At 71.8% G+C, this 26,127-nt stretch carries 23 protein-coding genes; 15 read left to right on the top strand and 8 right to left on the bottom strand.

The features are described from left to right. Positions 1-146 precede the first annotated feature (146 nt). The 3 genes from ABGB05_RS06780 to ABGB05_RS06770 all read left to right on the top strand — a co-directional run bounded on the left by ABGB05_RS06780 (position 147) and on the right by ABGB05_RS06770 (position 2,805). Positions 147-620 (top strand): NfeD family protein, encoded by a 474-nt coding sequence (locus ABGB05_RS06780; protein WP_347652315.1) that lies wholly within the window; start codon positions 147-149, stop codon positions 618-620. Between the two features lie 5 nt (positions 621-625). Further along, entirely contained in the window at positions 626-1,735 is a 1,110-nt protein-coding gene (locus ABGB05_RS06775; protein ID WP_347652314.1) for an SPFH domain-containing protein, read from the top strand. Between the two features lie 284 nt (positions 1,736-2,019). Further along, complete coding sequence (locus ABGB05_RS06770) at positions 2,020-2,805, top strand: hypothetical protein (protein WP_347652313.1); 786 nt, start codon at positions 2,020-2,022, stop codon at positions 2,803-2,805. Here ABGB05_RS06770 and ABGB05_RS06765 read toward each other — a convergent pair. The 3 genes from ABGB05_RS06765 to ABGB05_RS06755 are packed head-to-tail and all read right to left on the bottom strand — an operon-like array spanning position 2,788 to position 3,953. Then, on the bottom strand, positions 2,788-3,264 hold the full coding sequence (locus tag ABGB05_RS06765) for an SRPBCC domain-containing protein (protein ID WP_347652312.1): 477 nt from the start codon (positions 3,262-3,264) through the stop codon (positions 2,788-2,790). The two genes, ABGB05_RS06770 and ABGB05_RS06765, sit on opposite strands and share 18 nt — an antisense overlap. Beyond that, positions 3,254-3,583, bottom strand: coding sequence for a metalloregulator ArsR/SmtB family transcription factor (locus tag ABGB05_RS06760; RefSeq protein WP_347652311.1), 330 nt, complete (start codon positions 3,581-3,583; stop codon positions 3,254-3,256). Before ABGB05_RS06760 ends, ABGB05_RS06765 begins: the two co-directional genes overlap by 11 nt. Beyond that, on the bottom strand, positions 3,576-3,953 hold the full coding sequence (locus ABGB05_RS06755) for a glyoxalase superfamily protein (RefSeq protein WP_347652310.1): 378 nt from the start codon (positions 3,951-3,953) through the stop codon (positions 3,576-3,578). The genes ABGB05_RS06760 and ABGB05_RS06755 overlap by 8 nt, the downstream gene beginning before the upstream one ends. 113 nt (positions 3,954-4,066) lie before the next feature. Between ABGB05_RS06755 and ABGB05_RS06750 the strand changes: the two genes are divergently transcribed. After that, complete coding sequence (locus tag ABGB05_RS06750) at positions 4,067-4,918, top strand: RNA methyltransferase (RefSeq protein WP_347652309.1); 852 nt, start codon at positions 4,067-4,069, stop codon at positions 4,916-4,918. Positions 4,919-5,183: 265 nt separating this feature from the next. After that, complete coding sequence (locus tag ABGB05_RS06745; RefSeq protein ID WP_347652308.1) at positions 5,184-6,881, top strand: PucR family transcriptional regulator ligand-binding domain-containing protein; 1,698 nt, start codon at positions 5,184-5,186, stop codon at positions 6,879-6,881. Positions 6,882-6,912: 31 nt separating this feature from the next. Here the strand turns inward: ABGB05_RS06745 and ABGB05_RS06740 are convergent, their stop codons facing one another. Further along, the gene (locus ABGB05_RS06740; RefSeq protein WP_347652307.1) at positions 6,913-8,262 is read right to left on the bottom strand and encodes a hypothetical protein; all 1,350 of its coding nucleotides are present in this window, start codon (positions 8,260-8,262) and stop codon (positions 6,913-6,915) included. A 111-nt stretch (positions 8,263-8,373) separates the two neighbouring features. After that, positions 8,374-9,792, bottom strand: coding sequence for an acyltransferase (locus ABGB05_RS06735; RefSeq protein WP_347652306.1), 1,419 nt, complete (start codon positions 9,790-9,792; stop codon positions 8,374-8,376). A 294-nt stretch (positions 9,793-10,086) separates the two neighbouring features. Between ABGB05_RS06735 and ngcE (ABGB05_RS06730) the strand changes: the two genes are divergently transcribed. The 3 genes from ngcE (ABGB05_RS06730) to ABGB05_RS06720 all read left to right on the top strand — a co-directional run bounded on the left by ngcE (ABGB05_RS06730) (position 10,087) and on the right by ABGB05_RS06720 (position 13,422). After that, positions 10,087-11,502 carry an N-acetylglucosamine/diacetylchitobiose ABC transporter substrate-binding protein gene (gene ngcE / locus ABGB05_RS06730; protein ID WP_347652305.1) on the top strand — a complete coding sequence of 472 codons (1,416 nt, stop codon included), beginning with the start codon at positions 10,087-10,089 and terminating at the stop codon, positions 11,500-11,502. A 100-nt stretch (positions 11,503-11,602) separates the two neighbouring features. Further along, positions 11,603-12,511: a sugar ABC transporter permease gene (locus tag ABGB05_RS06725; RefSeq protein ID WP_347652304.1), complete on the top strand. Its 909-nt coding sequence runs from the start codon at positions 11,603-11,605 to the stop codon at positions 12,509-12,511. Positions 12,512-12,606: 95 nt separating this feature from the next. Continuing rightward, complete coding sequence (locus tag ABGB05_RS06720; protein ID WP_347652448.1) at positions 12,607-13,422, top strand: carbohydrate ABC transporter permease; 816 nt, start codon at positions 12,607-12,609, stop codon at positions 13,420-13,422. Between the two features lie 46 nt (positions 13,423-13,468). Here the strand turns inward: ABGB05_RS06720 and ABGB05_RS06715 are convergent, their stop codons facing one another. Then, on the bottom strand, positions 13,469-14,464 hold the full coding sequence (locus ABGB05_RS06715) for a BadF/BadG/BcrA/BcrD ATPase family protein (protein WP_347652303.1): 996 nt from the start codon (positions 14,462-14,464) through the stop codon (positions 13,469-13,471). A 230-nt stretch (positions 14,465-14,694) separates the two neighbouring features. Here ABGB05_RS06715 and ABGB05_RS06710 point away from each other — a divergent pair, with 230 nt between their 5' ends. From ABGB05_RS06710 to ABGB05_RS06680, 7 genes are all read left to right on the top strand, one after another. Continuing rightward, on the top strand, positions 14,695-15,657 hold the full coding sequence (locus tag ABGB05_RS06710) for a MurR/RpiR family transcriptional regulator (protein WP_347652302.1): 963 nt from the start codon (positions 14,695-14,697) through the stop codon (positions 15,655-15,657). A gap of 232 nt (positions 15,658-15,889) precedes the next feature. Beyond that, on the top strand, positions 15,890-17,392 hold the full coding sequence (gene ngcE, locus ABGB05_RS06705) for an N-acetylglucosamine/diacetylchitobiose ABC transporter substrate-binding protein (RefSeq protein WP_347652301.1): 1,503 nt from the start codon (positions 15,890-15,892) through the stop codon (positions 17,390-17,392). Positions 17,393-17,412: 20 nt separating this feature from the next. Continuing rightward, positions 17,413-18,345, top strand: coding sequence for a sugar ABC transporter permease (locus ABGB05_RS06700; protein WP_347652300.1), 933 nt, complete (start codon positions 17,413-17,415; stop codon positions 18,343-18,345). 118 nt (positions 18,346-18,463) lie between these two features. Then, positions 18,464-19,291: a carbohydrate ABC transporter permease gene (locus ABGB05_RS06695; RefSeq protein ID WP_347652447.1), complete on the top strand. Its 828-nt coding sequence runs from the start codon at positions 18,464-18,466 to the stop codon at positions 19,289-19,291. A 100-nt stretch (positions 19,292-19,391) separates the two neighbouring features. Further along, positions 19,392-19,997, top strand: a complete 606-nt coding sequence (locus ABGB05_RS06690) for a GNAT family N-acetyltransferase (protein ID WP_347652299.1) — start codon at positions 19,392-19,394, stop codon at positions 19,995-19,997. A gap of 81 nt (positions 19,998-20,078) precedes the next feature. Beyond that, positions 20,079-21,785 (top strand): bifunctional 3'-5' exonuclease/DNA polymerase, encoded by a 1,707-nt coding sequence (locus ABGB05_RS06685; RefSeq protein ID WP_347652298.1) that lies wholly within the window; start codon positions 20,079-20,081, stop codon positions 21,783-21,785. 172 nt (positions 21,786-21,957) lie between these two features. Next, a complete protein-coding gene (locus tag ABGB05_RS06680) occupies positions 21,958-22,557 on the top strand; it encodes a nucleotidyltransferase family protein (RefSeq protein ID WP_347652297.1) in 600 nt (199 codons plus the stop codon). Between the two features lie 365 nt (positions 22,558-22,922). Here ABGB05_RS06680 and ABGB05_RS06675 read toward each other — a convergent pair whose 3' ends face one another. Both ABGB05_RS06675 and ABGB05_RS06670 read right to left on the bottom strand, forming a co-directional pair. Continuing rightward, on the bottom strand, positions 22,923-23,732 hold the full coding sequence (locus ABGB05_RS06675; RefSeq protein WP_347652296.1) for a metal-dependent hydrolase: 810 nt from the start codon (positions 23,730-23,732) through the stop codon (positions 22,923-22,925). 135 nt (positions 23,733-23,867) lie between these two features. Then, positions 23,868-26,051, bottom strand: coding sequence for a protein kinase (locus ABGB05_RS06670; protein ID WP_347652295.1), 2,184 nt, complete (start codon positions 26,049-26,051; stop codon positions 23,868-23,870). Positions 26,052-26,127: the final 76 nt, after the last annotated feature.

Raw genomic sequence — 26,127 nt, 5'->3', positions numbered from 1 at the left:
GTCTCCGGACCGCGGCGTACCGGCCGGCGCCAGGGTCGGCCCGTTGCCGACCCGGGAGTCCGGAACGTGTGCCCGTGTCCCGGGATCTTACCGTCGGCGATGCCCGCCGGTGGTCGTGACGTGCACCTGCGTGCCAGGATCGAGGGGTGGAGCCCCTCCTGTGGATTGTCCTGGGTGTCGTGCTCGCCGTGGCGGAGATCTTCACGACGACGCTCTTCCTTCTCATGTTCGGAATCGGGGCGTTCGCGGCGGCCGGCGCGGCGGCGCTCGGCGCCCCGGTGTCACTGCAGGCCGTGGTCTTCGCGGCCGTCTCGGCCCTGACCCTGCTCTTCGCCCGGCCGGCCATTCGACGCAACCGGCAGTCGGAGGTGTCCGGGGACGGCGAGCAGGCGTTCGGCGTACAGGCGATCGCGGGCAGCGGCGCGCTGGTGCTGGAGCGGGTCGATGCCGACAGCGGGGTGGTCCGGATCGACGGTGAGATCTGGGCCGCCCGCGCCTACGACGCCACCCAGGTGATCTCTCCCGGGGACCGGGTCCGGGTGATCGAGGTCAAGGGTGTCACCGCGCTGGTCTGGCGCGACGAGTTCACCACCGACGAGCAACCGGATAGCGAGAGGTGAGCGATGTGGAAAGTGTGATCGGTCTGGTGTTGGGCGCGGTGGCCCTGATCGTGGTGATCACCCTGATCCGGGCGGTACGCATCGTGCCGCAACAGCGTGAGGACGTGGTCGAGCGACTGGGGCGGTACAAGCGCACCCTCAAGCCTGGTCTCAACCTCCTCGTCCCGTTCGTCGACGCGGTCCGGACCAAGGTCGACATGCGGGAGCAGGTGGTCAGCTTCCCGCCGCAGCCGGTGATCACCTCCGACAACCTGGTCGTCTCGATCGACACCGTGCTGTACTTCAAGGTCGTCGACTCGGTGAAGGCGACGTACGAGATCTCGCACTTCCTCCAGGCCATCGAGCAGTTGACCGTCACGACGCTGCGGAACGTGATCGGCTCGCTGGACCTGGAGCGGGCGCTGACCAGCCGGGAGGAGATCAACCGGCACCTGTCGGGTGTGCTCGACGAGACCACCGGACGCTGGGGCATCAAGGTCACCCGGGTGGAGATCAAGGCGATCGAGCCGCCGCCGAGCATCCGCGACTCGATGGAGAAGCAGATGCGGGCCGAGCGGGACCGGCGGGCCGCGATCCTGAACGCCGAGGGGCACAAGCAGGCGCAGATCCTCACCGCCGAGGGTGAGAAGCAGGCGGCGGTGCTGCGCGCCGACGGTGACCGGCAGGCCCGGATCCTCCAGGCGGAGGGGCAGGCCAAGGCGATCCGTACCGTCTTCGACGCGATCCACCAGGCGAACCCGAGCCAGAAGGTGCTCGCCTACCAGTACCTGCAGGCGCTGCCGCAGATCGCCGACGGCCAGGCGAACAAGCTCTGGATCGTGCCGGCCGAGCTGACCAAGGCCCTCGAAGGGCTCGGCGGGGCGCTCGGCGGGCTGAGCCGGACAGCCGGGGACGAACCGCATGCCGCGGTCGACTCCGGCGCCGTCGAACGGGAGGCGGCCGAGGCGGCCGCGGCCGCGGCGGAGGCGGCGCGCGAGGTCACCGACGAGGTACGCGTCGCCGAGGCGCAGGTCGGCGGCACCGGGCCGCAGCAACTGCCGGCGCCGGAGCCGGTCTCGCCGGCGAGTCTGCTCGACGACTCCACTGTGGAGCAGCGGTCGACGGAGCGCGGCTGACCGACCCGCCGGCCCGGCCCGGGGGCAGCCCCGGGACGATTCGCCGGAAGCGTCCGCGCGGCACCCCGGCACCTGACACGATCGGTCCTAGCGACGGGTGGTGACCAGGAGCCGGGGCGCCGCAGCGGATGCGCCCGCGCCCACCCGCGTACCAGGTGAGCGAGGTGACGCGCGTGACCCACCCCTCGAAACCGGCAGAGCGTACCGCCGGTCCGGAAAACCCCTCCGAAACAACCAACGTCGCGGCAAAGCGGCCGAAGCGGCCGAGAAAGACCGAACCGGTCGTGACCGGCGGCGGGACGGCGATCGGCTACCAGGTCGACCGGTTCTCGGGTCGCTGGCCGTACGGCGGATTCACCCTGATGCGGTTCGGGTACGAGCGCACCCCCGGTCGCCCCGCCAGCAACGCGACCTGGGCCTGGTCGGTACGCCGGGCCGCCCGCCGTGCCGTCTGGATCCTGCCCGGTTACGCCATTGTGTACGGTTCGGTGACCCTGGTCGGTGCCGGCGACGCCCCGTTCCTGGCCCAGGGCCGACCGGCGCACTTGCTCGGCTGGATCGGCGCGCTCTGGCTCGGCGTGCTCGCCGCGCTGGCGCTCACCGGTCTGCTGGTCGCCGCCCGGACCCGGCTGCTCGCCACCGCCGGGCTGCTGGTCGGGATCGCCGGGACGATGCTGCTGCTGCCGTTCGGCGGTCTCCCCGACGACTCGGCGACCTTCGGTACGTCCGGCCGGGTCATCGCGGTCATCGGCGGCGCGCTCTACTCCCTCGGTTGGGGACTGACCGGACTGGCCCTGTTCCGGTCCGGTGTCTTCAGCCGGGGCGACGGGGTCATGGTGATGATCGCGGCACCGATGCTCGGCGTCGGCGGGATGGTGGCCGCCGCGCTGCACAGCCTCGGCGCGGTGGTCCTGCTCGCCGCCGGGGTCGGGGTGGGCTGGCGGGCAGGCCGCCTGCTGCCGTCGACCGCGCGGGCCCGCCTGACCAGGGCGAGTCGCCCCGGCGCGGTGGCGGCAACCGTACCCGCCGGGGACGGGGTGGCGGTGGTCACCTCACCCGCCACCTCCTGACCGTGGGTGGGGTGTCAATCCGGTCTCCGCTGTCGTGTCGAGCGTCGCGGCCAACCGGCGGAGTACGTGGGAACGCCAGCCGCCGGACATGATGGCGAAGGTCCGCCGGTGGTCCGGGTCGTCCGGGTCGAAGCCGGAGTGTTCGACGAAGAGGCGGGTTCCCCGCCCCTCGGCGGCCAACGTCCAGCTGACCGTGCTGTCCAGGGTTGCACCACGCCAGGCCAGCCGCAGTCGTCGCTCCGGATCGAGGTCGAGGACCTCGCAGTGCACGACGCCGTCGAAGCCCTGGTCCGGCCTTGGGTTGGTGCGGAAGGTGAACCGGTGTCCCGGCACCGGCTTGAAGTCGTTCGGCATGAACCAGCGGGCCAACAGCTCGGGGTCGGTGAGGGCGCGCCAGACCCGGGCGGGTGGATGCCCGAGGTACTGGTCGACCCGGATCACACCCTGGTCAGTGGTCATCGTCGCTCCTCTCGGCATCGAGCAGGTCACGCAGGTTGGTGAGCTTCTCCCGCCAGAACCGCTCGTACGGCGTCAGCCACTGCGCCACGTCGCGCAGCGGTTCCGGGCGCAGCGAGTACCGCCGCTGCCGACCGACCCGGCGTTCGACCACCAGCCCGGCGTCCTTGAGGACCTTCAGGTGTTCGGACAGGCTCGGGCGGCGCATGTCGAAGTGCTCCGCCAACTCCTGGACCGGACGACTCTCGTGGGCCAGGAGCAGGCCGAGCAGCTGCCGCCGGGTCGGGTTGGCCAGCGCGGCGAAGACGTCGACCTCAGACATCTGCGGTGGTCGCCTGGAGCACGATGCCGTTGCCGTCGGGGTCGTCGAAGGTGACGAACCGGCCCCAGGGCGCCTCCTGGACGCCGCCCTGGATCCGTACGCCCCGGCGGGTCAGTTCGGTGACGTCGCCGTCGAGGTCGTCGGTCTCCAGGACGAGGCCCCTGACCGAGCCGGGCGGCATGGCGTCGAACCAGGTGACCAGGGTGATCGAGGTGTCGGCGCCCTTCGGGGCGACCTGCACCCACCGTCGGTCGGGGCCCATCGGGTTGTCGCCGAGCAGGTCGAACCCGAGAACGTCGACGTAGAAGTCCCGGGCCCGGTCCTGGTCGGTCACCGGCAGGGAGAGCAGTTGGATTCGGCTGATCGTCATGGGTGGATCATAGGTAGGACATCTCCTGCCAGTCAATGGTAGGAGATATCCTACGTGTCGCGTGGTCTCGTCCCGGCCGATCACGAAGATCGGGCCCGGAGGAGAATCGGGACGTGCCCGCTGACCAGACCGACCAGACCACTGACCCGTCCGGTGTTGTCGTCGAGGAGATCACCGACCCGGACGCCCCACGGATCGCCGACTATCGGGCGCTGACCGACGTCGAGCTGCGTACCCGGTGGGAGCCGCCGCACGGACTGTTCATCGCCGAGGGCGAGCTGGTGCTGCGCCGGGCGCTGCGGGCCGGCTACCGGCCGCGTTCCTTCCTGGTCGACGCCAAGCGGGTCGACCAGCTCACGGACCTACCGACCGGCGGCGCACCGGTCTACGCCGCCAGCCAGTCGGTGCTGGAACAGGCGACCGGCTTCCACGTGCACCGGGGCGTCCTCGCCTCGTTCCACCGCCGGGAGCTGCCGAGCCCGGCGCAGGTGCTGGCCGACGCCCGCCGGGTGGCGGTGCTGGAGGACGTGAACAACCACACCAACCTCGGAGCGATCTACAGAGGGGCTGCGGCGCTCGGCATAGACGCGGTGCTGCTCTCGCCGACCTGCGCCGATCCGCTCTACCGGCGCAGCGTACGGGTCAGCATGGGCGAGGTGTTCGCGGTGCCGTACGCCAAGTTCGAGCGGTGGCCTGAGGGCCTGGACCAGGTACGGGACGCCGGCTTCACGGTCCTCGCGATGACGCCCGCCCCGGACGCCGTACCGATGCAGCGGCTCACCCCGGCGCAGCGGGAGCGGGCGGCGTTGCTGCTCGGGGCCGAGGGGCCGGGCCTCACCGCCGCAGCCCAGGCCGCCAGCGACGTACGGGTGGTCCTCCCGATGCGGCGCGGAGTGGATTCGTTGAACGTGGCCGCCGCCGCAGCGGTCGCCTTCTGGGAGCTGGGTCGCGACGACCCGCTGTGAGGCGGTTGCCGTTCGGGCGGCGTGCGGTGGACGGAGTTCGACCGGGGCGGGCACTTCGCCGCGATGGAGGTACCCGACCTGCTGGTCGCCGACATACGGACGTTCTTCCGGCAGCTCCGCGCGGAGACGTCCGCCTGATCCGGCCCGGCCCGCTGCGCACGGCGGCGCCTGATCCGGTCCGGCCCGGTCAGCAAACCCGGTCCGCAACGCGGCGCCGCTGGTCGCGCCCGTCGGCGGTCGGGCCGGGGGCGGTACCGTCGACCGCGTGTTTCCGACCGTGCGTGAGGTGTTGGCCCTCGATCCGGTCCGGCACGGCGGACCCCGGGTGGTCGCCGGGGCGGGCGGGCTCGACCGGCTGGTCCGGTGGGTGCACGCCGCCGAGGTCCCGGACATCGCCGCCCTGCTCAGCGGCGGCGAACTGGTCCTCACCACCGGCATCGGACTGCCCGCCGACGACCCCGGGCTGCGCGCCTTCATCGACGAACTGGCCGACGCCGGCGTCTCCGGGCTGATGGTCGAGCTGGGTCGGCGGTACTCGGGCACGGTGCCGAAGAGCATGGTGGCGGCGGCCGAGCGGCGCGGCCTGCCGCTGGTCGAGCTGTGCCGGGTGACGCCGTTCGTCCCGATCACCGAGGCGGTGCACGCGCTCATCGTCGACGCCCAGCTCACCGAGCTGCGGGCCACCGAGGAGATCCACCAGCGGTTCACCGAGCTGTCCGTGGAGGGGGCGGAACCGGCCGAGGTGGTCCGGCAGGCCGCCGAGCTGGCCGGCTGCCCGGTGGTGCTGGAGAACCTCTCCCGGCAGGTGCTCGGCTACGCCACCGCCGGGCAGAGCGCCGACCTGCTGCTGCGCGGCTGGGAGCAGCACTCCCGGCGGATCCGGCAGGTCGGCCGGACGGCGTACGACCCGGACGTGGGCTGGCTGGTCACCATGGTCGGCGCCCGGGGACAGGACTGGGGCAGGTTGCTGCTGCGCTGGCCGGGCGACCTGTCGACCGGTGCCCCGACCCCGCCGAACCGGCTGACCATCCTGGTCGAGCGGGCCGCCTCGACCCTGGCGCTGGGCCGGCTGATCCGGCGCGACGCCGAGGGGCTGGAACGGCAGATCCACCGAAACCTGCTCACCGCACTGCTCGACCACAGCCGGCCGGTGGACGAGGTCGCGCTGCGGGCCCGGGCGCTCGGGGTTCCGCTGGATCGGCGGCACCTGGTAGGGGTGGTGGTCCGGTTCCGTGCCGATGAACCGGGGCCGACCCCGGCCCACCAGGCCCGGCTGAGTGACCTGGCAGAGGCGGTCAGCCAGGCGGTCCGGGACGCGGAGCTGTCCGGCCTGTCGAGCACCCTGGACGACCAGGCGGTCGGAGTGTTGCTGGCGCTGCGCGGCCCGGGCGACGAGGACGCCGCGCTGGCCGCCTTCGCGACCGCGCTGGACCGGGTACGCGACGGCGCGGGTCCGACCCTGGACCGGGTACGCGAGGGCGCGGGTCCGACCCCGGCGGCGGCCCGGTCGGCGGGGGCGGTGATCGTGGCCGCCGGTTCCGGGGTGGCCGACCTGCGGGAGGCGCGACGCTCGCTGCTCGAGGCCCGGCAGGTCGCCGACGCGGCCCGCCGGGGCCGGCGGGACCTGCGGGTGTTCCGGCTTCCCCAGGTGGGGCTGGCCGGGCTGCTGCACCTGCTCCGGGAGGAGCCGAGGCTGCAGACCTTCGTCGAGCGGGAACTCGGCCCACTGCTGGCGTACGACGCCGAGCACCCCCGGGAGCAGTTGCTCGGCACGCTGCGCGGTTATCTGGAGAGCGGGCGGAACAAGTCGGCCGCCGCCACCGCCGCCCACCTGTCCCGTCCGGCGTTCTACGAACGGCTGGCCCGGATCTCCCGCATCCTGCACGTGGACCTGGACTCGGTCGACGACTGTCTCTCGCTGCACGTCGCGCTGCTCGCCCTGGACGCGGTACGGGACGGCTGAGCCGGTCGGCGTCCCGCGCCCCCGGGGGCGGTCAGGAGATCGCGGTGAGTGCCTTGGCGTACGTCGGCGGCACGAAGTGCGGGCCGGCCGGGGTGAAGACGTCGGTGGAGTTCGCCGCCGTCCACGCCTCGGCCGGCACCGCCGCCAGCAGGGTCCGGACCACGGCCGCGTCCCGCCAGTCGGGGTGCTCGGCGACCAGTCCGAGCGCGACCACCGACTCCTCCACCTCGCCGACGCACTCGAACGGCTTGTGGCCGTCGATGCCGAGCAGGTCGAGATAGCCGGGGGTCTGCGCCGGGTCGGCGAGCAGGTCGGCGCCGAAGATCCGGACGAGTCGCTCCCGGGGCATGAACGGGGCCAGCGCCAGGAAGATGAACCGGCACTTGGGGCAGTCCGCGCACCACCGCGCGCTCGGGTCGTGCAGCTTGAACGCGGCGTTGCAGCTGGTGACGACGTCGTCGTACCGGGTGAACCGGGCGAACAGCCGGGCGATGTGCAGTTCCGACAGCGGCCGCAGCAGCGAGAAGTACGGCTCGGCCAGCCCGGCGTGCCCGGCCAGCGCCGCCCGGAGCAGTCCCTCCGCCTCGACCCCCTTGGACCATTGGTGGTTGACCTCGTGACCGTTCCAGATCAGGTTCGGGTCGGAGGCGGAACGCTCGTTCGCCATCACCACCGGACCCAGCCCGTGCAGGACGGCGGTGGCGACGGCGATCAGCGAGTTGATCGCGGTGACCGGAATGTGCCCGTTCCGGGCGCCGGCCGCGTTCAGCGCGATCAGCTCCGGGTCGATCCGGCGCCGGGCGGTCAGCGGGGTCAGCTCGGAGGCGTCGAAGACCGAGGTGATGATGTGGTTCGGGTTGACCGAGAACGGCACCGGGTCGAGGCCGGCCCGGCGCAGCGCCTCCAGGCTGACGATCGAGTCCTTGCCGCCGCCGACGGTGGAGAGCGGCCGTCGGTCGGAGTTGTCGACCGCGACCGGTTCGGCGGGTCGGCCGGGCGGCACGGTGGGCGCCAGTTCCAGGACGTGCGGCAGCTGGTTGCGGTAGGCGTACTCGGCGAGGCCCTTGGTGTAGACGGCGGTGACCAGCGCGGTCGCGGCCTCGCCCAGCGGCGCCGGCAGGAGCAGCCGGGGCGGCGCGGCGGCCTTGTAGTAGCTGACCCCGGCGACCAGGTGCAGCAGTTCCAGGACCCGGTCGAGGGTCTGGCGGGTCTGTGCCGACGGCGGCGCCGGCGGCACCGGCAGCGTGATCGTCTCGGTGAACCGCAGCTCGCCGTCCGGGCCGGTCAGCGTGTAGTCGAGGGACACCTGGCCGGTCTGCGGGTCGAACGAGTGGGCGGGGAAGGAGAAGCTCTCCAACCGCTGGAACTGTCCGTTGGTCACACGCCATAGTAGGCCGCGACGATCGTGACGCGCGGCGCGGCGTGGGCAGTTTGTCTGGGTCGACGGGCCGGGCCGGGGGCGTGGGACGGCGCTGTGGCGGTCACCCCGGGTTCAGCCCGACCGGCCGTGCCCGCCGCCCGGACGGCCCGGGCCGGCACTGCCCGGCTGTCCCGGGCCGGGTTCGCCTGCGCTGGGCACGGACCGGAGCAGTCGGAGCAGGGCGGCGCCGGCGAGGTAGCTGACCAGGGCACCGGTCGGCAGGCCCAGTGGATAGGCGCCCGACCTGGCGGCCACGCTGTTGCTGAACAGGCCGACCACGGTCGCGCCGAAGCCGAGCAGGATCAGGACCAGTCGGACCGGTGGCCGGGTGAGGAACCGGGCCAGCCCGGTCGGCAGCCAGCCCGGCCGGTGCGTGGCCCGGCGGGAGCCGCGGATCTCGATCCGGCCGAAGACCCCGACCAGGAGCGCCAGTACCACGCTCAGCGCGGCCAGCCAGGCGATCCGCCAGAGCCACCAGGCGGTGCTGCCGACCGGCGGGGTGGGCAGCACACCGAGGGCGTCGAGCAGGCCGGCCAGCAGGATCACCGCGGTGAGGTGCCAGAGGAAGATGGTCAGGACCACCGCGTTCACCGCGACCACGGCGGTCCACGGCCGGGGGCGGTGCAGCCAGCGCTCGGCCGGGCCCCGGAGCAGCATGATCAGGCCGAGTTGGGCGGTGGCCAGGGCGAGCAGGGCGAGGCTCGGCGGGGACATGTTCTGGATCCGCTGGTCCGGCTGGTTGATCATGCTGATCGGGTACGGGCCGAGCACGGTCAGCAGCGGCACCCCGACCAGGCCGACCACCAGCAGTGGCAGCCCGACCCGGGGTCGCATCGGCAGCGACCCGGTACGCCAGGCGAACCCGACCTGGTGCAGGGCGAGCCAGCCGAACAGGTAGTTCCCGTACGACAGCCAGCCCGCCGAGAGCAGTCGACCCAGGTCACCGAGGGTGAGCAGGAGCAGCAGCACCACCGGTACGGCGAGGCCGAAGCGCCGGTGCAGGGCGTACATGACCGGGGCCAACAGGACCACGCACAGGTACGCGGAGAGGAACCAGAGCGGGATGGTGGTGTACCAGACCACGGTGCGGATCTGGACCGGCTCGACGCCGAGCAGCCGGGCCAGCAGGCCGGTGGCGGCGAGCAGCACCAGCAGCACCGTGGTGGGCCGGAGTAGCCGTCCGCTGCGGTCGCGCAGCCACTCGCCGGCGTCGCCGCCGCGTCGTCGGTGCGACTCGAGCGAGGCGGCGTTGGCGTAGCCGCCGACCAGGAAGAACAGCGGCAGGACCTGGAACAGCCAGGTGCCGGGGCGGGCCGCGACGAGCGTCTCCAGCGCGGAATGGCCGCGCAGGTCCCCTTCCGGGTCGTGGTCGATGACGGCGATCAGCCAGTGGCCGAGCACCACCATGGTGATCGCCACCGCGCGGAGCAGGTCGACGTAGCGCTCCCGGCGGGCGGGCGTGCGGCCGGCGAGTTCCCGCAGGCGGCGCATGCGGCCAGGCTATCGATCCGACCGGGGCGGTGGCGGGGTTATCCGGCAGATCCCCGCAGGCGGCGGCATTCTCCCTGGCCGGTTGCCGGTCAGTAACGGTTCGGTCGTCGGGGCTTGCTGCCGGCACCCACTTCCGTAAGAATCCTTCAATAACTTCCCGTGAAGTGAAGACAAGCAACTCTGTGAGACAGGCAACTCAGCAAGAAGAGCAGCCGTGCAAGACCCCGTGCCTCGATGGCGGGCGTCGCCTCCACCGGTCGCGGCGTCCACCTGAACCGGATCCGAGGAGAAGCTATGAACAGGCGTGAGATCCTGCGTCGTACGGCGGCGGCCGGTCTGCTGGCCGCCCCCGCCACCGGCCTGCTGACCGGTTGCGCCCTCGGTGGCGGCGGCGACGAGGAGAGCGGCGGCGAGACCTATGTGGGGACCAAGAGCGAGCAGAATCCACTGGGGGTGAAGGAGGACGCGCCGCTCGAAGTGGTCATTTTCAACGGTGGCTTCGGAGAGGAGTATGCCAAGTCCCACGAGGCGATGTACACCGAGAGATATCCAAAGGCGCAGATCAAGCACTCCGCCACCCAGGAGATCAACAAGACCCTGCAGCCGCGCTTCGTCGACGGCACCCCACCCGACGTGGTCAACAACTCCGGCGCGGGTCAGATCGACTTCAACGGCCTCGTCTCCCAGAATGCCCTCGCCGACCTCGGCGAACTGCTCGACGCGCCGAGCCTCGACATCCCCGGCAAGACCGTCCGGCAGACCCTGCTGCCGGGCGCGGTCGACGTCGGCTCGTACGACGGCAGGTTCCTGGTCCTGAACTACACCTACACCGTCTACGGCATCTGGTACTCGACCAAGCTCTTCGCCGACCGCGGTTGGGCGTACCCGAAGACCTGGGACGACCACATCGCGCTCTGCCGGGAGATCAAGGCCGCCGGCATCGCGCCCTGGACGTACGCCGGCAAGCACCCCCGCTACATGAGTTGGCCGGTGATCGCGACCGCGGTCAAGTTCGGTGGCCCGGACGTGGCGAAGGCGATCGACAACCTGGAGCCGAACGCCTGGAAGTCCGAGGCGATGAAGGCGGCGGCCGACGCCTGGTACCAGATCGTCAAGGACGGCTACATCCTCTCCGGCTCGCCCGGCCTGGACCACGTCCAGTCGCAGACCGCCTGGTGCCAGGGCAAGGCCGCCTTCATCTCCTGCGGGTCCTGGCTGGAGAGCGAGCAGAAGAACGTCACCCCGCCCGGATTCAACATGTCGGTGGCGCCGACACCCAGCCTCGGCAGCGGTGACAAGCTGCCGTTCGAGGCGCTCCGGGGCACCGCCGGCGAGCCGTTCATGGTGCCGGCCAAGGCGAAGAACCGGGCCGGCGGGCTGGACTACTTCCGGACGATGCTCTCGATGAAGGGCGCCCAGGACTTCACCCGGCGGGTCTCCAGCCTGACCGTGGTCGCCGGCTCCACCCAGGGCGTCGAGCTGCCGTTCGGGCTGAGCAGCGTGGTCAAGGCTCTGGACGCCTCCGGCGCCAACGGGTTCAACTGGGTCTACAACAACTACTACCGGAAGCTGGAGCGCGAACTCGTCGACGCGGCCTGCGGCGAGTTCTTCAGCGGCCGCAGCACGCCGGCGGACTTCCTCGAGGCCTGTCAGAAGGGCGCCGACCAGATCGCCGCCGACAGCAGCATCAAGAAGTACAAGCGGGCCTAGTCGGGGCAGGGCGCCGGGGGTCGGTCCGGGTCCGGGCCGACCCCCGGCGCGCGAGTGTCGCGGGAGTGATCCCGCGTGGAGTGGGCAGGATGTCGGTCTCGTGAAACATGGCAAGTACCCGCTGATCATCACCTTCCTGGTGCCGCCGCTGCTGCTGTACGGACTCTTCGTCCTCTGGCCGTACCTGCAGGCGTTCCCGATCGCCGGCACCGACTGGCTCGGCTACTCGTCCGACATCAACTTCGTCGGGTTGGACAACTTCGCGACCCTGGTCCGCGACGGCTACCTGTGGAACGCGGTGAAGAACAACGCGATCCTGCTGGTGCTGTTGCCGGTCCTCACCATCGTGCTCGGCCTCTTCTTCGCCACGATGCTCAACACCGGCGGTCGGCGCGGCCGGGCCGGGGTGGTCGGGGTACGCGGCTCCTCGGTGTACCGGCTGGTCTACTTCTTCCCGCAGGTCCTCTCGGTGGTGATCATCGCGCTGCTCTGGAAGGAGGTCTACCACCCGAACAACGGCCTGCTCAACGCCACGTTGCGCGGGATCGGGCTGCCCGCCCCGACCTGGCTCGGCGACCCGCGGACCGCGTTCTGGGCGGTGCTGGCGGTGATGGTCTGGAGCAGCGTCGGCTTCTACGTGGTGCTCTTCGGCGCCGCCATGCAGGCCATTCCCAGGGACATCTACGAGGCGGTGATGCTCGACGGGGCGTCCCGGTGGACCACCCTGCGCAAGGTCACCATCCCGCTGCTCTGGGACACCGTCCAGGTCGCCTGGATCTACCTGGCCATCGCCGCGCTGGACGGTTTCATCCTGATCCAGCAGATGACCGACGGCGGCCCGAACCACTCCTCGGACGTGATCGGCCTGCGGATGTACAACACCGCCTTCGGCAGCGAGACCAAGTTCGGGTACGCCTCGGCGATCGGCGTGGTGATGTTCTTCCTGACCCTGTCGGTGGCGGTGCTGGCGCTGCGGGCCGCCCGACGTGAACGGATCGAGTACTCGTGACCACCGTGGACACCTCCGCCCCGGCCGTACCCGCCGACGACCGTGCCGACCGGGCCCGGTCCGGCGACCGGGCACCCCGGCGTGACCTCGGCGTACTGAACGTCTTCTCGCACGGCTTCCTGCTGCTCTGGGCGCTGCTGACCACGCTGCCGCTGCTCTGGGTGGTGGTCAGCTCGTTCAAGAGCGACGCGGAGATCCTGGCCGACCCGTGGGGACTGCCGGGCGCGCTACGCCTGGAGAACTGGGCGCGGGCCTGGACCGAGGCCCGGATCGGCCAGTACTTCTTCAACAGCGCGGTGGTGGTGGCCGGCTCGCTGACCCTGACCATGCTGCTCGGCGCCACCGCCGCGTACGTCTTCGCCCGGTTCGAGTTCCGGGGGCGGCAGGTCTTCTACTACCTGTTCGTCGGCGGGATGATGTTCCCGGTCTTCCTCGCCCTGGTCCCGCTCTTCTTCGTGGTCCGCGACGCGGGGCTGTTCAACAGCTGGACCGGGCTGATCCTGGTCTACGCGGCCTACTCGCTGCCGTTCACGGTCTTCTTCCTGACCGCGTTCTTCCGTACCCTGCCGACCTCGGTCGCCGAGGCCGGGTTGATCGACGGCTGTGGCCACTTCCGGCTCTTCTTCCAGGTGATGCTGCCGATGGCGCGACCGGGACTGATCAGTGTGGCGATCTTCAACTTCCTCAGCCAGTGGAACCAGTTCATCCTGCCGCAGGTGCTGATGCAGGGCGACGAGTCGAAGTGGGTGCTCGCCCAGGGGTTGGCCGCGCTGGCGGTCAGCCAGGGCTACCAGGGTGACTTCAGCGGACTGTTCGCCGGACTCACCCTCGGCATGCTGCCGGTGCTCGCCGTCTACGTGGTCTTCCAGCGGCAGATCCAGTCAGGCCTGACCGCCGGGCAGCTCAAGTAGCCGAACTGTGGCAGTGCGGGCCGGGGTCGACGGGCCGGTACCGCGATCAGTCGTCGAACGGGTTGAGCAGCCGGCGGTGCAGTTCGACCGGGTCGGTCACCTCGGGCAGGCGTCGGGCGGCCAGCCAGGCGGCGCCGAGCGCACCGTCGTCGTGGACGTACCGCAGTGGCGCGTCCGGCCAGCGTGCCGTCAGGGCCGAACGCAGGGTGTGCACCAGCGGCGTGTCGACGAAGAACAGCCCGCCGCCGAGCACGATCGGCGTACGCGCGTCCGCCGGCCGGATCCGGTCCACGTTGGCGGCGAGCAGCCGGGCGGCCTCGTCGAGGATCGCGGTGGCGGCCGGGTCACCGGCGACGCTGGCCTTGATGACCAGCGGGGCGAGCGCGGCCAGTTCGACGGCGGGCCGCCGGGTCACCTCCTGCACCAGGGCGTCGACGGTGTCCCGGGGCCGCGTGGCGACCTCCGCCGAGCCGAGCAGTTCGGTCAGCACGAGGGTGGAGAGCGGCCCGGGGGGCCGGTGCCGGTCGAGATCGGCCAGCGCCTGCCGGACGGCCTCCCGGCCGACCCAGAAGCCGCTGCCGGCGTCGCCGAGCAGCCAGCCGTGTCCGTCGGCGACCCGGTCCAGGGTCAGGTCACGCACCTCGGCGGCGATCGCGCCGGTGCCGGCGATCAGGATCGTGCCGTCCGGCTCGGCGGTGGCGGAGGCGTACGCGACGAGGGCGTCGCCGACGATCTCGTACTCGCAGCGCAGGCCGACCTCCTGCCAGACCCGGGCGAAGGCGAGCCGGCCCGCCGGATCGGCGGACAGCCGGCCCGCTCCGGCCAGCCCGATGACGCCGGCCCAGACCAGTCCCGGGTCGATGTCGGCGAGGGCGTCGGTCAGCGCCATCCGGAGCTGTTCGGCGGCCTGCTCGGCGCCGTGGCTGGTCGGGTTGCCGCCGCCGGCCCGTCCGCTGCCGAGCCGTTCCCCGGACAGCGAGACCACCGTGGCCCGGGTCGAGGTGCCACCGACGTCGAGTCCCACCACGATGCCGTCGGACATGACCGGCAACCACCTTTCTGTCGCGTGGACTCCGTCCACTCTCCGGCGCCGCGTTCGTCGACCGGCATCCATGCTGCTCGGTGCGGCCGTGCCGGGCAAGATCCGGCCGGGGCGCGGCAGCGCGGGTCAGGTAACAGTTTGAAAACTTCACTCATCGTCTTGACAAGGAGGGGGTTTCAGTAAGAACTTTTACCACTAACAGTTAACTTCCTTTTCGGAAAGGCGTGCCCATGGTCGAGCACGAGGCGGACGCCGTCGCGGGCACCGCGGTGGTGGATGCCGAGCGCGACCTGCGGGCCGCCGCCGGGCTCTCCCCGGCGGACAGTGTCCTGGTCCGGGTACGGTCCCGGCTGACCGAGTTCACCGGCGCCCTGCGCCGGGTCGCCGAGCAGGTGCTCAGCGATCCCGCCGCGGCGGCCCGGGCCACCATCGTCGAACTCGCCGAACGCAGCGGGACCTCGCCGGCCACCGTCACCCGGTTCTGCCGGGCGATGGGCTTCGAGGGTTACGCCGACCTCCGGCTCGGCATCGCCGCCGAGACCGGCCGGGCGCACACCGCCGGCTGGACCGTCGACATCGGACGGGAGATCCAGCCGACCGACCCGCTGGAACGCGTCCTCGGCCAGATCATCGCCGCCGACACCCAGGCCATGCACGACACCGCCACCCTGCTCGACCTGACCGAGGTCGAACGGGCCGCCGAGGCCATCGCCCGGGCCGAGCGGGTCAACATCTTCGGCGCCAGCGGCAGCGCGCTGGTCGGCGAGGAGATGCAGTTCAGCCTGCACCGCATCGGGGTCGCCGCGTGGGCCTGGAACGACGTGCACGAGGGGCTTGCCTCGGCCGCCCTGCTCCGGGCGGGCGACGTGGCGCTCGGCATCTCCCACACCGGCCAGACCCGCGAGACGATCGAGACCCTCGCCGAGGCGGGCAGCCACGGGGCGACCACGGTGGCGCTCACCGGGTTCCCCCGGTCCCCACTGGCCGAACTCGCCGACATCGTCCTGCTCACCGCGAGCCAGGCGACGACCTTCCGGCCGGACGCGCTCTCCGCCCGGCACCCGCAGCTTGTTGTCCTCGACCTGCTCTACATCGCCGTCGCCCAGCGAACCCACGACCGGGCCCACGCCGCGTTCCAGCGGACCGCCCGGGCGGTGGGTGGGCACAAGGCGGCGAGGGAGACACGACCGTGACGCCGCCACGGGTCACCGTCCGTCGTGTCGAGCCGGCGCTGGTCGCCGGTGCGCCCGACGGCCCCGTCGGGCCGGAGGATCCCCCATCCGCCTCCGACCCGATCGTCCCGACCCCGGCACCGGGAACCCTTCCCGGCGCCGGCCGGGGACGAGCACCCGCACCGCTGGCCGGTCCGGGCCGACCGGAGTTTCTCCGACCGGCCCGACCCGACTCTCAACCGAGGAGATGAAGATGTCCGCAACCCCCGACACCCCGTCGGCGCACATTGACCCGTCGGCCACCTCCGGACCGGACCTGCCGGGTGCGCTCAGCGCCTCCCGTCGTACCGTGCTGCGTCGGGCCGCCGCCGTCGGCCTGCTCGTCACCCCGGCCGCCGGGCTGCTGAGCGCCTGCGCCACCGGCGGCGACAGCGGCGACGGCGGCGAACAGGCCACCGGCGAGAAGAGCGCGACCAACCCGCTGGGCGTCAAGGAGGACGCCGAACTGGAGGTCGTGATCTTCAACGGCGGCTACGGCGACAAGTACGCCACCGACGTGCACGAGAAGCTGTACGCGACGGCGTTCCCCAAGGCGAAGATCAACCACCAGGCGACCCAGGCGGTCTCCACCGTGCTGCAGCCGCGGTTCGCCTCGGGCAACCCGCCGGAGTTCGTCAACAACTCGGGTGAGAAGTTCCTCGACTTCGGCGCCCTGGTCGCCGACGGCCAGATGCAGGACCTGACCGAGCTCTGGGACGCGCCGTCGGTCGACGACCCGAGCAAGAAGGTCCGGGACACCGTCATCCCCGGCGTCATCGAGCAGGGCTCGTTCAACACCCCGGACGGTGGACGTAAGCCGTACGTCCTGTACTACGTCTCGACCGTGTACGGCATCTGGTACTCCGGCAAGCTGTTCAAGGACAACGGCTGGACCGCCCCCACCACCTGGGAGCAGTTCACCGCGCTCTGCGAGCAGATCAAGTCCAAGGGCATCACCCCGTACGGCTACGCCGGGGCGAACGCCGCCTACTACCAGTGGAACGTCATCCTCTCCCAGGCGGCCAAGGTCGGCGGCCCGGACGTGCTGAAGAACATCGACAACCTGCAGCCGGGCGCCTGGACCGCCGAGCCGGTGCTGCAGGCCGCCCGGGCCTGGGCCGAGATCGGCAAGAACTTCTCGGACAAGAGCTTCGAGGGGCTCAAGCACACCGACGTGCAGCTGCGGCAGAACCAGTACAAGGTCGCCTTCTACCCCAGCGGTGACTGGCTGGAGAACGAGCAGAAGAGCAACACGCCGGCCGGCTTCGAGTACCAGATCATGCCGGTGCCGAGCCTGACCGCCGCGGACAAGCTGCCGGCCGGGGCGATCCGTGCGGCGGCCGGCGAGGGCTACTTCGTCTCGGCCAAGAGCAAGAACCCGCGCGGCGGCATGGAGTACATGCGCCAGATGCTCTCCAAGGCGGGTGCCCGGGGCTTCACCGAGACCGTCGGTGCGGCGACCGTGGTGCCGGCCGGCAGCGAGGGCTACCAGTTCCCGCCGGGTGTGGCCAGCTCGCAGGCCGCACTGAAGGCGGCCGGGGCGAACGTCTTCAACATGATGTTCGACAACTGGTACAAGGAGCTGGACACTGAGGCCCGGACCGCCACCAACGAGCTGATGTTCGGTCGCGCCTCGGCCGAGCAGTGGGCCGAGCGGATCCAGAAGCGGGCCGACGCCATCAAGAGCGACAGCAGCGTCGCGAAGTTCACGCGCTAGTCGATCGGAGCAAAGTGATCATGCGGCAGGGCAAGCATCTGTCCGTCACGTTGAGCAAGTACGGGTTCGTCGCCTCGTTTCTGGCGCTGCCGGTGCTCGTGTACTCGGTCTTCGTGATTGGCCCGTACGCCCAGGCGTTCCAGATCGCGATGACGGACTGGAGGGGCATCGGCACGCCGAAGTGGGTTGGCTTCGCCAACTTCCAGCGTCTCTGGAACGACGAGGTCTTCTGGAAGGCGGTCCAGCACCATCTGGTCCTGCTGCTTGCCCTGCCGCTGATCACCATCATCATCGCCCTGTTCTTCGCCTTCATGCTCAACGTGGGCGGCGGCAGCAAGGGCGGGCAGCGGGTCGGGGTCCGGGGATCCGCCTTCTACCGGGTGGCCTTCTTCTTCCCCCAGGTCCTGGCGGTGGCGATCATCGCCGTGCTGTTCCAGATGGTCTACCGGCCGGACGAGTCCGGTCTGATCAACGGTGTCCTGGTGAAGCTCGGGCTCGACCCGGTCTTGTTCCTGATCAACCCGAACCTGGCCCTCTGGTCGATCATCGGGGTGCTGGTCTGGCAGGCGGTCGGGTTCTACGTGGTGCTCTTCTCGGCCGGCATGGCGTCGATTCCGGCGGAGATCTACGAGGCGGCCGAACTCGACGGGGCCAGCCGGTTCACCATGTTCTTCCGGGTGACGATCCCGCTGCTCTGGGACACCCTGCAGGTGGCCTGGGTCTACCTCGGCATCGCGGCGTTCGACGCGTTCGCCATCGTCGCGGTGCTCTCGGTGGACAGCGGTGGTCCGGACGGCGCGACCACCGTGCTGGCGATGGAGATCTACCGCAACGCCTTCGTCTACAGCCGGTACGGCTATGCGTCCGCGATGGGCGTGGCGCTCTTTTTCCTGACCCTCACGTTCGCGGCGCTGACGCTGCGGGTGTCCAAGCGGGAAAGCGTCGAGTACTGACATGGGGCCGCAGATGACGACGACAGAAAAGACCGACCGCCCGGCGAGCGAGCCCGGGGCCACGCCGGCACCGACGGCCGGGAACACCAGGGCCAGGCGGCGCCGGGACAGGTCCGAGGTGGGATTCTTTTCCAGCCTGGGCCACGTGGCCCTGGTGGTGTGGGCGGTGATCGTCATCGCCCCGATTCTCTGGACCTTTCTCGCCTCGTTCAAGAACACCACGGAGATCTTCGGTAGTCCGTGGACGCTGCCGGGCGAGCTGCGCTGGGAGAACTGGGGCCGGGCCTGGACCGAGGCCCGGGTCGGCCGTTACTTCGTCAACAGTGTGATCGTGGTGGCCGCCAGCACCTTCGGCACCATGCTGCTCGGTTCGATGGCCGCGTACGTGCTGGCCCGGTACCGGTTCATCGGCAACCGGTTCTTCTACTACCTGTTCGTTTCCGGGCTGGCGTTTCCGGTCTTCCTGGCCCTGGTCCCGCTCTTTTTTGTGGTGGACAACCTCGGTCTGCTCGGTACGCACACCGGTCTGGTGCTGGTCTACATCGCGTACTCGCTGCCGTTCACGATCTTCTTCCTGGCCGCGTTCTTCAAGACGCTGCCCAGCTCGGTCGCCGAGGCCGGCATGATCGACGGCTGCGGACACACCCGGCTGTTCTTCCGGGTCATGCTTCCGATGGCCAAGCCCGGCATCATCAGCGTCGGGATCTTCAACATCATCGGCCAGTGGGCGCAGTACCAGCTCCCGCTGGTGCTGCTGCCCAGCGGTACCGAGGACAAGTGGGTGCTCACCCAGGGCATCGCCGACATCTCGGTGAACGCCGGCTACGAGGCGGACTGGTCCGGGCTGTTCGCGGCGCTGAGCATGGCGATCCTGCCGATGATCATCGTGTACGCCATCTTCCAGCGGCAGATCCAGTCCGGCCTCACCGCCGGCGCGGTGAAGTAGGCCGGGCGGCGGCCCGGGTGAGCGGGCCGGGGCCGCTGGACCGGGCGGATGGGGCGGGGCCGCCGGACCGGCGCGTTCGGGCGCCCGGAAGGATGGGGGAGTGCCGCTGCTCGTCACTCCCGCCCTCCCCGGTGACCTCCTCGCCACGATCGCCCAGCCCCACCTCGACACCGGCGACGGGCTGCTGCTGCGCCCGTGGCGCCCGGAGGACGCCGGCACCGTACGGGCCGCGTTCGGCTGTCCGGTCATCCAACGCTGGCACGTACGCCGGATCGACGGCGACGCCGAGGCGCGGGACTGGATCGCCGGCTGGGCCCGCCGGTGGCGCAACGGCACCGACGCCAGTTGGGCGGTGGTGGACGAACGGGACCGGCCGCTCGGTCAGGTCGGCCTGCGGATGATCTCGCTCTTCGAGGCGTCGGCGGAGCTGTCGTACTGGGTGCTGCCGGAGGCCCGGGGCGCCGGGGTCGCCGGACGGTCGGTCCGGGCCCTCACCGCCTGGTGCTTCATCACACTGGGGCTGCACCGACTGGGTCTGCTGCACTCGGTCGCGAACGCCGCGTCGTGCCGGGTCGCCGACAAGAGCGGGTACGCCCTCGAGGGGACCATGCGCAGCGCGCTGCGGCACGCGGACGGCTGGCACGACGTACACGTGCACGCCCGGCTGCGCACGGACGGTGACCTCCCGGCGGCCCCGGTCGCCTGATCACGGGGCCGGGTGTGGTGTGGAACCCGGTCCGGCCGCCGGCGACCGGGAGTGTCGGTCGGTCCGGGCAGAATCCTTGGCGTGCTGGTGGCGGTGGTCGCGGACGGCGACGGAGACGGGGGTGGCGGCACCCTCCGGCCACTGCATCCGGACGGCCGCCCGGCCGGTCCGGTCGAGCGGGTCACCGATCTGGTCGCGGCGATCGCTGAGCGGGAACGTCGGGACCAGCCCCGGTGGCTCTGGGCGTCGACCGCCGGGTGTTATCCGGGACTGCTCCGGGCCGGTGTCCGGGTGGAGCGCTGCCACGACGTCGAGCTGACCGAGGCGCTGCTGCTGGGCCACGCCGGGCGCTGGGGCGAACCGCGCGGGCTGCCCGCCGCCTGGGCCCGGCTGACCGGAGCGCCGGTGCCGGCGGATCCGCCGGCCCGGGCCGCCGCGCCTCCCGGCGACCAGCAGGGCGCGCTCTTCGAGGTGGTCGGTGGACCGCCGCCGGTCGGGATCGACGCGCTGGCCCGGGTCTACGCCGACCAGCAGACCCGGATCGCCGGGACCGAACACCCCGGCCGGTTCCGGCTGCTGGTCGCCGCCGAGTCCGCCGGGGCCCTGGTCGCCGTCGAGATGGGTGCGGCCGGACTGCCGTGGCGGGCCGACGTGCACGACGCGCTCCTGGTCGAGCTGCTCGGTGAGCCGTCACCGGTGGGTGGGCCGCCGCGCCGACTCGTCGAGCTGGCCGCCGGGATCGCCGAGGCCTTCGGGGTACGACAACTGCACCCGGAGTCCCCGGCCGAACTGCTCCGGGCCTTCGCCCGGGCCGGCCACGAGCTGCCGAACACCCGGTCCTGGGTGGTGCGCTCGGTCGACCACCCGGCGGTCCCGATGGTCCTGGAATACAAGGAGCTCTACCGGATCTGGACCGCGCACGGCTGGGCCTGGCGGCAGGCGTGGGTCTCCGGGGGCCGGTTCCGCCCGGAGTACGTGCCGGCCGGGGTGGTCTCCGGTCGGTGGGCGACCCGGGGTGGCGGGGCGCTGCAGATCCCGAAGGTGGTCCGACGGGCGGTCCGGGCCGACCCGGGCTGGCGGTTGGTGGTCGCCGACGCCGGCCAGTTGGAGCCCCGGGTGCTGGCGGCGGTCTCCGGCGACGCCCGGTTCGCCGCCGCCGGCGCCTCCGGTGACCTGTACGCGGCACTGGCCCGGGACAGCTTCGGCGGTGACCGGGCCCGGGCCAAGCTGGCGCTGCTCGGCGCGATGTACGGGCAGACCGGCGGCTCGGCGATCCCCGCGCTCGCGGTGTTGCGCCGCAGCTATCCGACCGCCTTCGAGTACGTCGAGGCGGCGGCCCGCACCGGTGAGGGTGGCGGTCTGGTCCGGTCCTGGTTGGGACGTACCTGCCCGCCCTCCTCGGTCTCGGTGCGGGAGTCGGAGGAGGGGGAGGGGGCGGTGCTCGAGGTGGCCGAGGTCGACCCGTTCGGTCCCCGGGCCCGGGCGGCGGCGCGGGCCCGGGGGCGGTTCACCCGCAACTTCGTGGTCCAGGCGACGGCGGCGGAGTGGGCGTCGAGCCTGCTGGCGCTGCTGCGGACCAGGCTCGCGGCCCTGGGGCACGGCTCGGCCGAGTTGGTCTTCTTCCAGCACGACGAGGTGCTGGTGCACTGTCCGGCGGACCAGGCGGAGCAGGTGGCCGCCCTGGTGCACGACGCGGCGGACCAGGCCGGACGGCTGCTCTTCGGCGACACGCCGGTGCGGTTCCCGCTGGACGTCTCGGTCGTGGAGTGTTACGCGGACGCGGCCTGATTCAACAGCTGATAACACAAAGCTCCAAATTCGTCCGTTTAGTGCCGATACTCGGCTTAAGCCCGTTCGTTGGGTCCGGTGTGCGCGCGGCAGGGGCCGCGCGGCCGATGTGCGCGCGGCGGGGCGTCGTGCGCCCCGACGGAAGGTGACGCAACTGAGCCGGATCGCTGGAATGATCATCGCCGCGGGCGGGGGACGTCGGATCGGCGGCCCGGAGGCGTTGCTGCACCGGGGGGAACGCCCGCTGGTGAACCACGTGCTCGACACCGTGCGCGAGGCGGGGTGCGGGCCGGTCGTCGTGGTCCTCGGGGCCGCGGCCGAACAGGTACGGGCCACCGCCGACCTCGGCGACGCGATCGTGGTGGTCAACCGCTCCTGGGGCACCGGGATCGGATCGTCGATCCGGCTCGGTCTGGACGCACTGCCCGACCCGCGTACCGAGGCGGTGGTCGTGGTGCCGGTCGACATGCCGGGACTGACCGTCGCGGCGGTACGCCGGGTCGCCGCGCTGCCGTACCCGGAGGCCCTGGTCTGCGCCACCTACGAGGGGTTGCGCGGCTACCCGATGCTCTTCGGACGGCGGCACTGGGCCGGGATCGCCGCCCTGGCCAACGCCGACGTCGGGGCCCGGCCCTACCTGATGGCGCACAAGGACGAGATCGTCGACATCGCCTGCGACACCGTCGCGGACGGCAGCCGGGCCAACACCCCGGAACTGCTCGCCGCCTGGGGGCTGAGCGTGCCGGTGCCCACCCAGCGGGTGGCGGTGTGAGCCGGCGCAGCCGTCGCCGGCCGGACCGGTCGGCGCGGCTGGCCTGGGGCGGAGATCCGGGCCTGTTGCCGTACCCGACGTCGCGGCGACCCACCCCGGTCGGTCCGGCCGCCCACCGACGGATCTGGTCGGCCCCGAGGCGACCGCCGAACCGCTGACCCTCGACGAGTTGAACGGCGTGGGTCGGGGGACGTCATGCGCGTTCTCGACCGCCGGACCTGAGTAGCCGCTGCTGGAGCAGGAACAGCCGGCGGTCGTCGGTCGAGGGCGGTCCGTAGGGTCCCCCGGTATGACGTCCCGGTACGACAGTCGCCCGGGTCGGCACACCGGTTCCGGCGTGCCGACCCGGGCGACCGGGACCCTCGTCAGAGTTCGATGTTGAACCGGCGCAGGATGGACGTGCCGGCCAGACCGGCCGCCGAGACGAGCGCGACCACGGTGAAGACCATCCGCAGTACCACGGTCTCCACCTTGCTGCCGGCCCGGAAGGAGATGGCGTCGGGCAGACCGATCATCCGCCACATCCGGCGCTTGATCGGGATCGGCCAGAGGATCGGCACCCCGGCCCGGGTGATCATGTCGCCGAGGATGTGCACCAGGCAGCCGACGCCGAGCGCCACTCCGATCATCGGATAGCCCCGGTCGCTGGGCAGGTGCAGGTAGGTGAAGTAGGCCGCCGCCGCGGACAGCAGGGTCACCACCACCCAGCCGGCCCGCTTGGCCCACTCGTCGAAGAGGCCCCGCAGCGCCAGCCCGATCATGAAGAACAGGACGCCCATCACCGCCCACTTGCCACCGGAGGCGCAGAGCGCGATCGTGCCCCAGGTGACCAGGCCGACGAACGGCAGGGTGTGGGTCAGGGTGCGGTGCCCGTTGTCCCGGTCCGGGTCCTTGCTGAGCCGGGTGGCGTGGTAGACACCGAGCGAGATCTTCTCCATCACCTCCGCGATGAAGAGCGAGACCACGCCGAACGAGCGCGCGACCGTCGAACCGCCCTTGTTCGCCGTCACCCTGCCGGACATGTCGAGGTCGGGGAAGAGCGCCCCGCCCGCGCAGACCGCGGTGCCGACGGCGATCGCCAACGGCGACTGCTCGTAGCCGGCGAACTGGTCCAGCGCCCACGAGCCGGCCAGCCAGACGGCGGCGCCGGACAGGGCATGGGATGGCCCCATCATCGTTATGCATCCTCCCCAGGGAACACCCACATTGCGGAGTCACTGTGTCAAACGGCGGCGCGGCAGGCAATCACCTGAAGATCCACACTGACCGCCCGGCGTGTCGTGGTGGCGACACCCGCCGGGTCGGGCCGGTCAGGCCGACGGGCGGAAGCTGGTCTGCAGCATCCGCAGGTAACTCTGGTTGACCCCCCAGTCGAATTCCCGGGTCAACCAGGAGACGGTGTACGCCCGCCGGTTCGAGGTGTTGATCAGCATCCGGACCGCCTGCACCCGTTCGCCGCGCGGATCGGTCCACCGGCACTCCCAGACCGCGCCGCCCTCCCGCAGGTCGAGCGGCCCGATCTCCACCTGTTCGTAGCCGGTCAGTACACCCCGGACGAGCAGCCGGTGCTCCTCCGCCCGCCAGTACGCCTCGGCGTTGCGGGTCGGCGGGGTGGCCGGGTCGACGCTGAGCAGCCGGGCCGTACCGTCGACCGGCTCCCGGAAGCAGACCACGGTGCCGTCGGTGTAGCGCTGCCAACCGATCGGCACCGCGATCCGGAAACCCGACGGGTCGGTGTACCAGGTCCAGTTCTCGATCAACCCGAACCGTTCCTCCGGCGGCCGGGGCGCCGAGGTGACCGCGACGCTCTGCCCCGGCGGCCGTCCACAGGGGAAGGCCGCCGGTCCGGTCGGGCCGGCCGGCGGTGTCGGGGAACTCGTCGGCCCGGGAAGGGCCTCACCGCCGCGCTGGGCCCGTACCGCCAGGCCGGCGCCGAGCGCGGCCAGCACGGTGCAGGTCAGGGCCAGCGCCAGGATCCGCCAGAAGCGGCGGGGCCGGGCGCCGGTCCACGGCAGCCGACCGGACCAGATCCCGTCCCGGCGTCCGGCCCCGGCGGGCAGCGCCCCCGGGTCGCCCCGGGCGGGCGTCCCAACCCAGGTCGGGGTGCCGGCCGGTCCCGGCACGTCCGGCCGGTCAGGCGGCCCGGGACGGCCGTTCCCGGGCGACGACGGGCCGGGACCACCAGCCGTGGGCGGCGTCGGAGCGGCCGACGGGTTCTCCGGCACATCGCGGTCCGGCGTGCGGCGTCGTCCCGACACCGGATGCGGTCGCTCCGGGTGTGGCGGCCGGTCCGCGTCCCCCGGGCTTCCCCCGGCCGGGGTCGGTTGTGCCCGACGGGTCGGGTCGGCCGGGTCGGACCGGTCCCGTCCGTCGTCCGGACCCGGCTGATCCGGATCACGCCGGTTCGGCGGCACGCTCGGCGGTGACACGGCCGACGGCGGCACGATCGAGGGCGGTGGGACCGGCGGTCGCTGGTTCGGCTGGTGCCGCGGATCCGGGTACGGGCGCGGCCCCGGCTGGTGACGCTGGTTCGGGGTACGACGGCGTCGTGGCCGCTCGGCGGGATCCGGCGGCGTGGCGGGCCCGTCCGGGTCGGTGGGCGGTTCGTCCGGCGGCGGCTCCGTCCGGCGGGTCAGGGAACGGGCCAGGGCCAGCGGATGCCGGCCGGACCGGGGCGGTGGCGGATCGACGACCCGGCGCAGCAGCCGTTCGACCTCGTCGGCGGTGAGCCGCTGTCGGGGGTCGCGGCGGAGCAGCCCGGCCAGGACCGGACGGAGGGGACCGGCCCGGCTCATCGGATCGGGTGGTGCCACCGCCAACGCGGTGAGGGTGGCCATCGTGGTCGGCCGGCTGTACGGCGACCGCCCCTCCACCGCCGCGTAGAGGGTGGCGCCGAGCGACCACAGATCCGACTCCACCGTCGAGGAACCGTCGGCGGCCCGCTCCGGGGAGACGTACTGCGGCGAGCCGAGGACCACACCGTCCCGGGTCAGTGCCCCGTCACCACCGTCCACGGTGGCGAGACCGAAGTCGGTGAGCACCACCCGGCCGTCGTCGGCGATCAGCACGTTGTGCGGCTTCACGTCGCGGTGCAGCACCCCGGAGGCGTGCGCGGCGCGCAGCGCGGCGAGCACGGCGAGGCCGACCTCGGCGGTCCGCCGGGGGGAGAGCGGGCCGTCGGCGTCGAGAACCTGCTGCACCGAGCGGGAGGGGACGTACTCCATGACGATCCACGGGGAGTCGGCGGAGTGCACGACGTCGTAGACCCGTACCACGTTGGGATGGTTCAGCCGGGCGGCGGTCCGCGCCTCGCGCAGGGTCCGGACCGACAGCTCGGCACGCTCGTCGGGAGTCATCCAGGCCGGCGGGACCACCTGTTTCATCGCCACCGGGCGGCGCAGCATCTCGTCGGTGGCCAGCCAGACCCGGCCCATCCCGCCGCTGCCGACGGTGTGCAGCAGCAGGTAGCGGTCCGCGATCCGTACCTGCTGCACCGGCGGTTCCCCTCTGTTACCCGCCGTACACGATAGCGAGCGGACTGTGCCTTTCGCATCACCCGTCAACGCGTCG

It is taken from the genome of Plantactinospora sp. B5E13, from assembly GCF_039871775.1.
Classification (GTDB): Bacteria; Actinomycetota; Actinomycetes; order Mycobacteriales; family Micromonosporaceae; genus Plantactinospora.
The sequence above is the reverse complement of the archived record's forward strand: the minus strand, read 5'-3'. Positions and strand labels throughout refer to the sequence as shown.

Excerpts from the sequence above, each read along its gene's own strand:
- ABGB05_RS06765 (WP_347652312.1), bottom strand. The coding sequence starts at position 3,264 with ATGACCACTGACCAGGGTGTGATCCGGGTCGACCAGTACCTCGGGCAT.
- ABGB05_RS06680 (WP_347652297.1), top strand. The coding sequence starts at position 21,958 with ATGATCATCGCCGCGGGCGGGGGACGTCGGATCGGCGGCCCGGAGGCG.
- ABGB05_RS06755 (WP_347652310.1), bottom strand. The coding sequence starts at position 3,953 with ATGACGATCAGCCGAATCCAACTGCTCTCCCTGCCGGTGACCGACCAG.
- ABGB05_RS06760 (WP_347652311.1), bottom strand. The coding sequence starts at position 3,583 with ATGTCTGAGGTCGACGTCTTCGCCGCGCTGGCCAACCCGACCCGGCGG.
- ABGB05_RS06700 (WP_347652300.1), top strand. The coding sequence starts at position 17,413 with ATGCGGCAGGGCAAGCATCTGTCCGTCACGTTGAGCAAGTACGGGTTC.
- ABGB05_RS06675 (WP_347652296.1), bottom strand. The coding sequence starts at position 23,732 with ATGATGGGGCCATCCCATGCCCTGTCCGGCGCCGCCGTCTGGCTGGCC.
- ngcE (WP_347652301.1), top strand. The coding sequence starts at position 15,890 with ATGTCCGCAACCCCCGACACCCCGTCGGCGCACATTGACCCGTCGGCC.
- ABGB05_RS06710 (WP_347652302.1), top strand. The coding sequence starts at position 14,695 with ATGGTCGAGCACGAGGCGGACGCCGTCGCGGGCACCGCGGTGGTGGAT.
- ABGB05_RS06715 (WP_347652303.1), bottom strand. The coding sequence starts at position 14,464 with ATGTCCGACGGCATCGTGGTGGGACTCGACGTCGGTGGCACCTCGACC.
- ABGB05_RS06735 (WP_347652306.1), bottom strand. The coding sequence starts at position 9,792 with ATGCGCCGCCTGCGGGAACTCGCCGGCCGCACGCCCGCCCGCCGGGAG.
- ngcE (WP_347652305.1), top strand. The coding sequence starts at position 10,087 with ATGAACAGGCGTGAGATCCTGCGTCGTACGGCGGCGGCCGGTCTGCTG.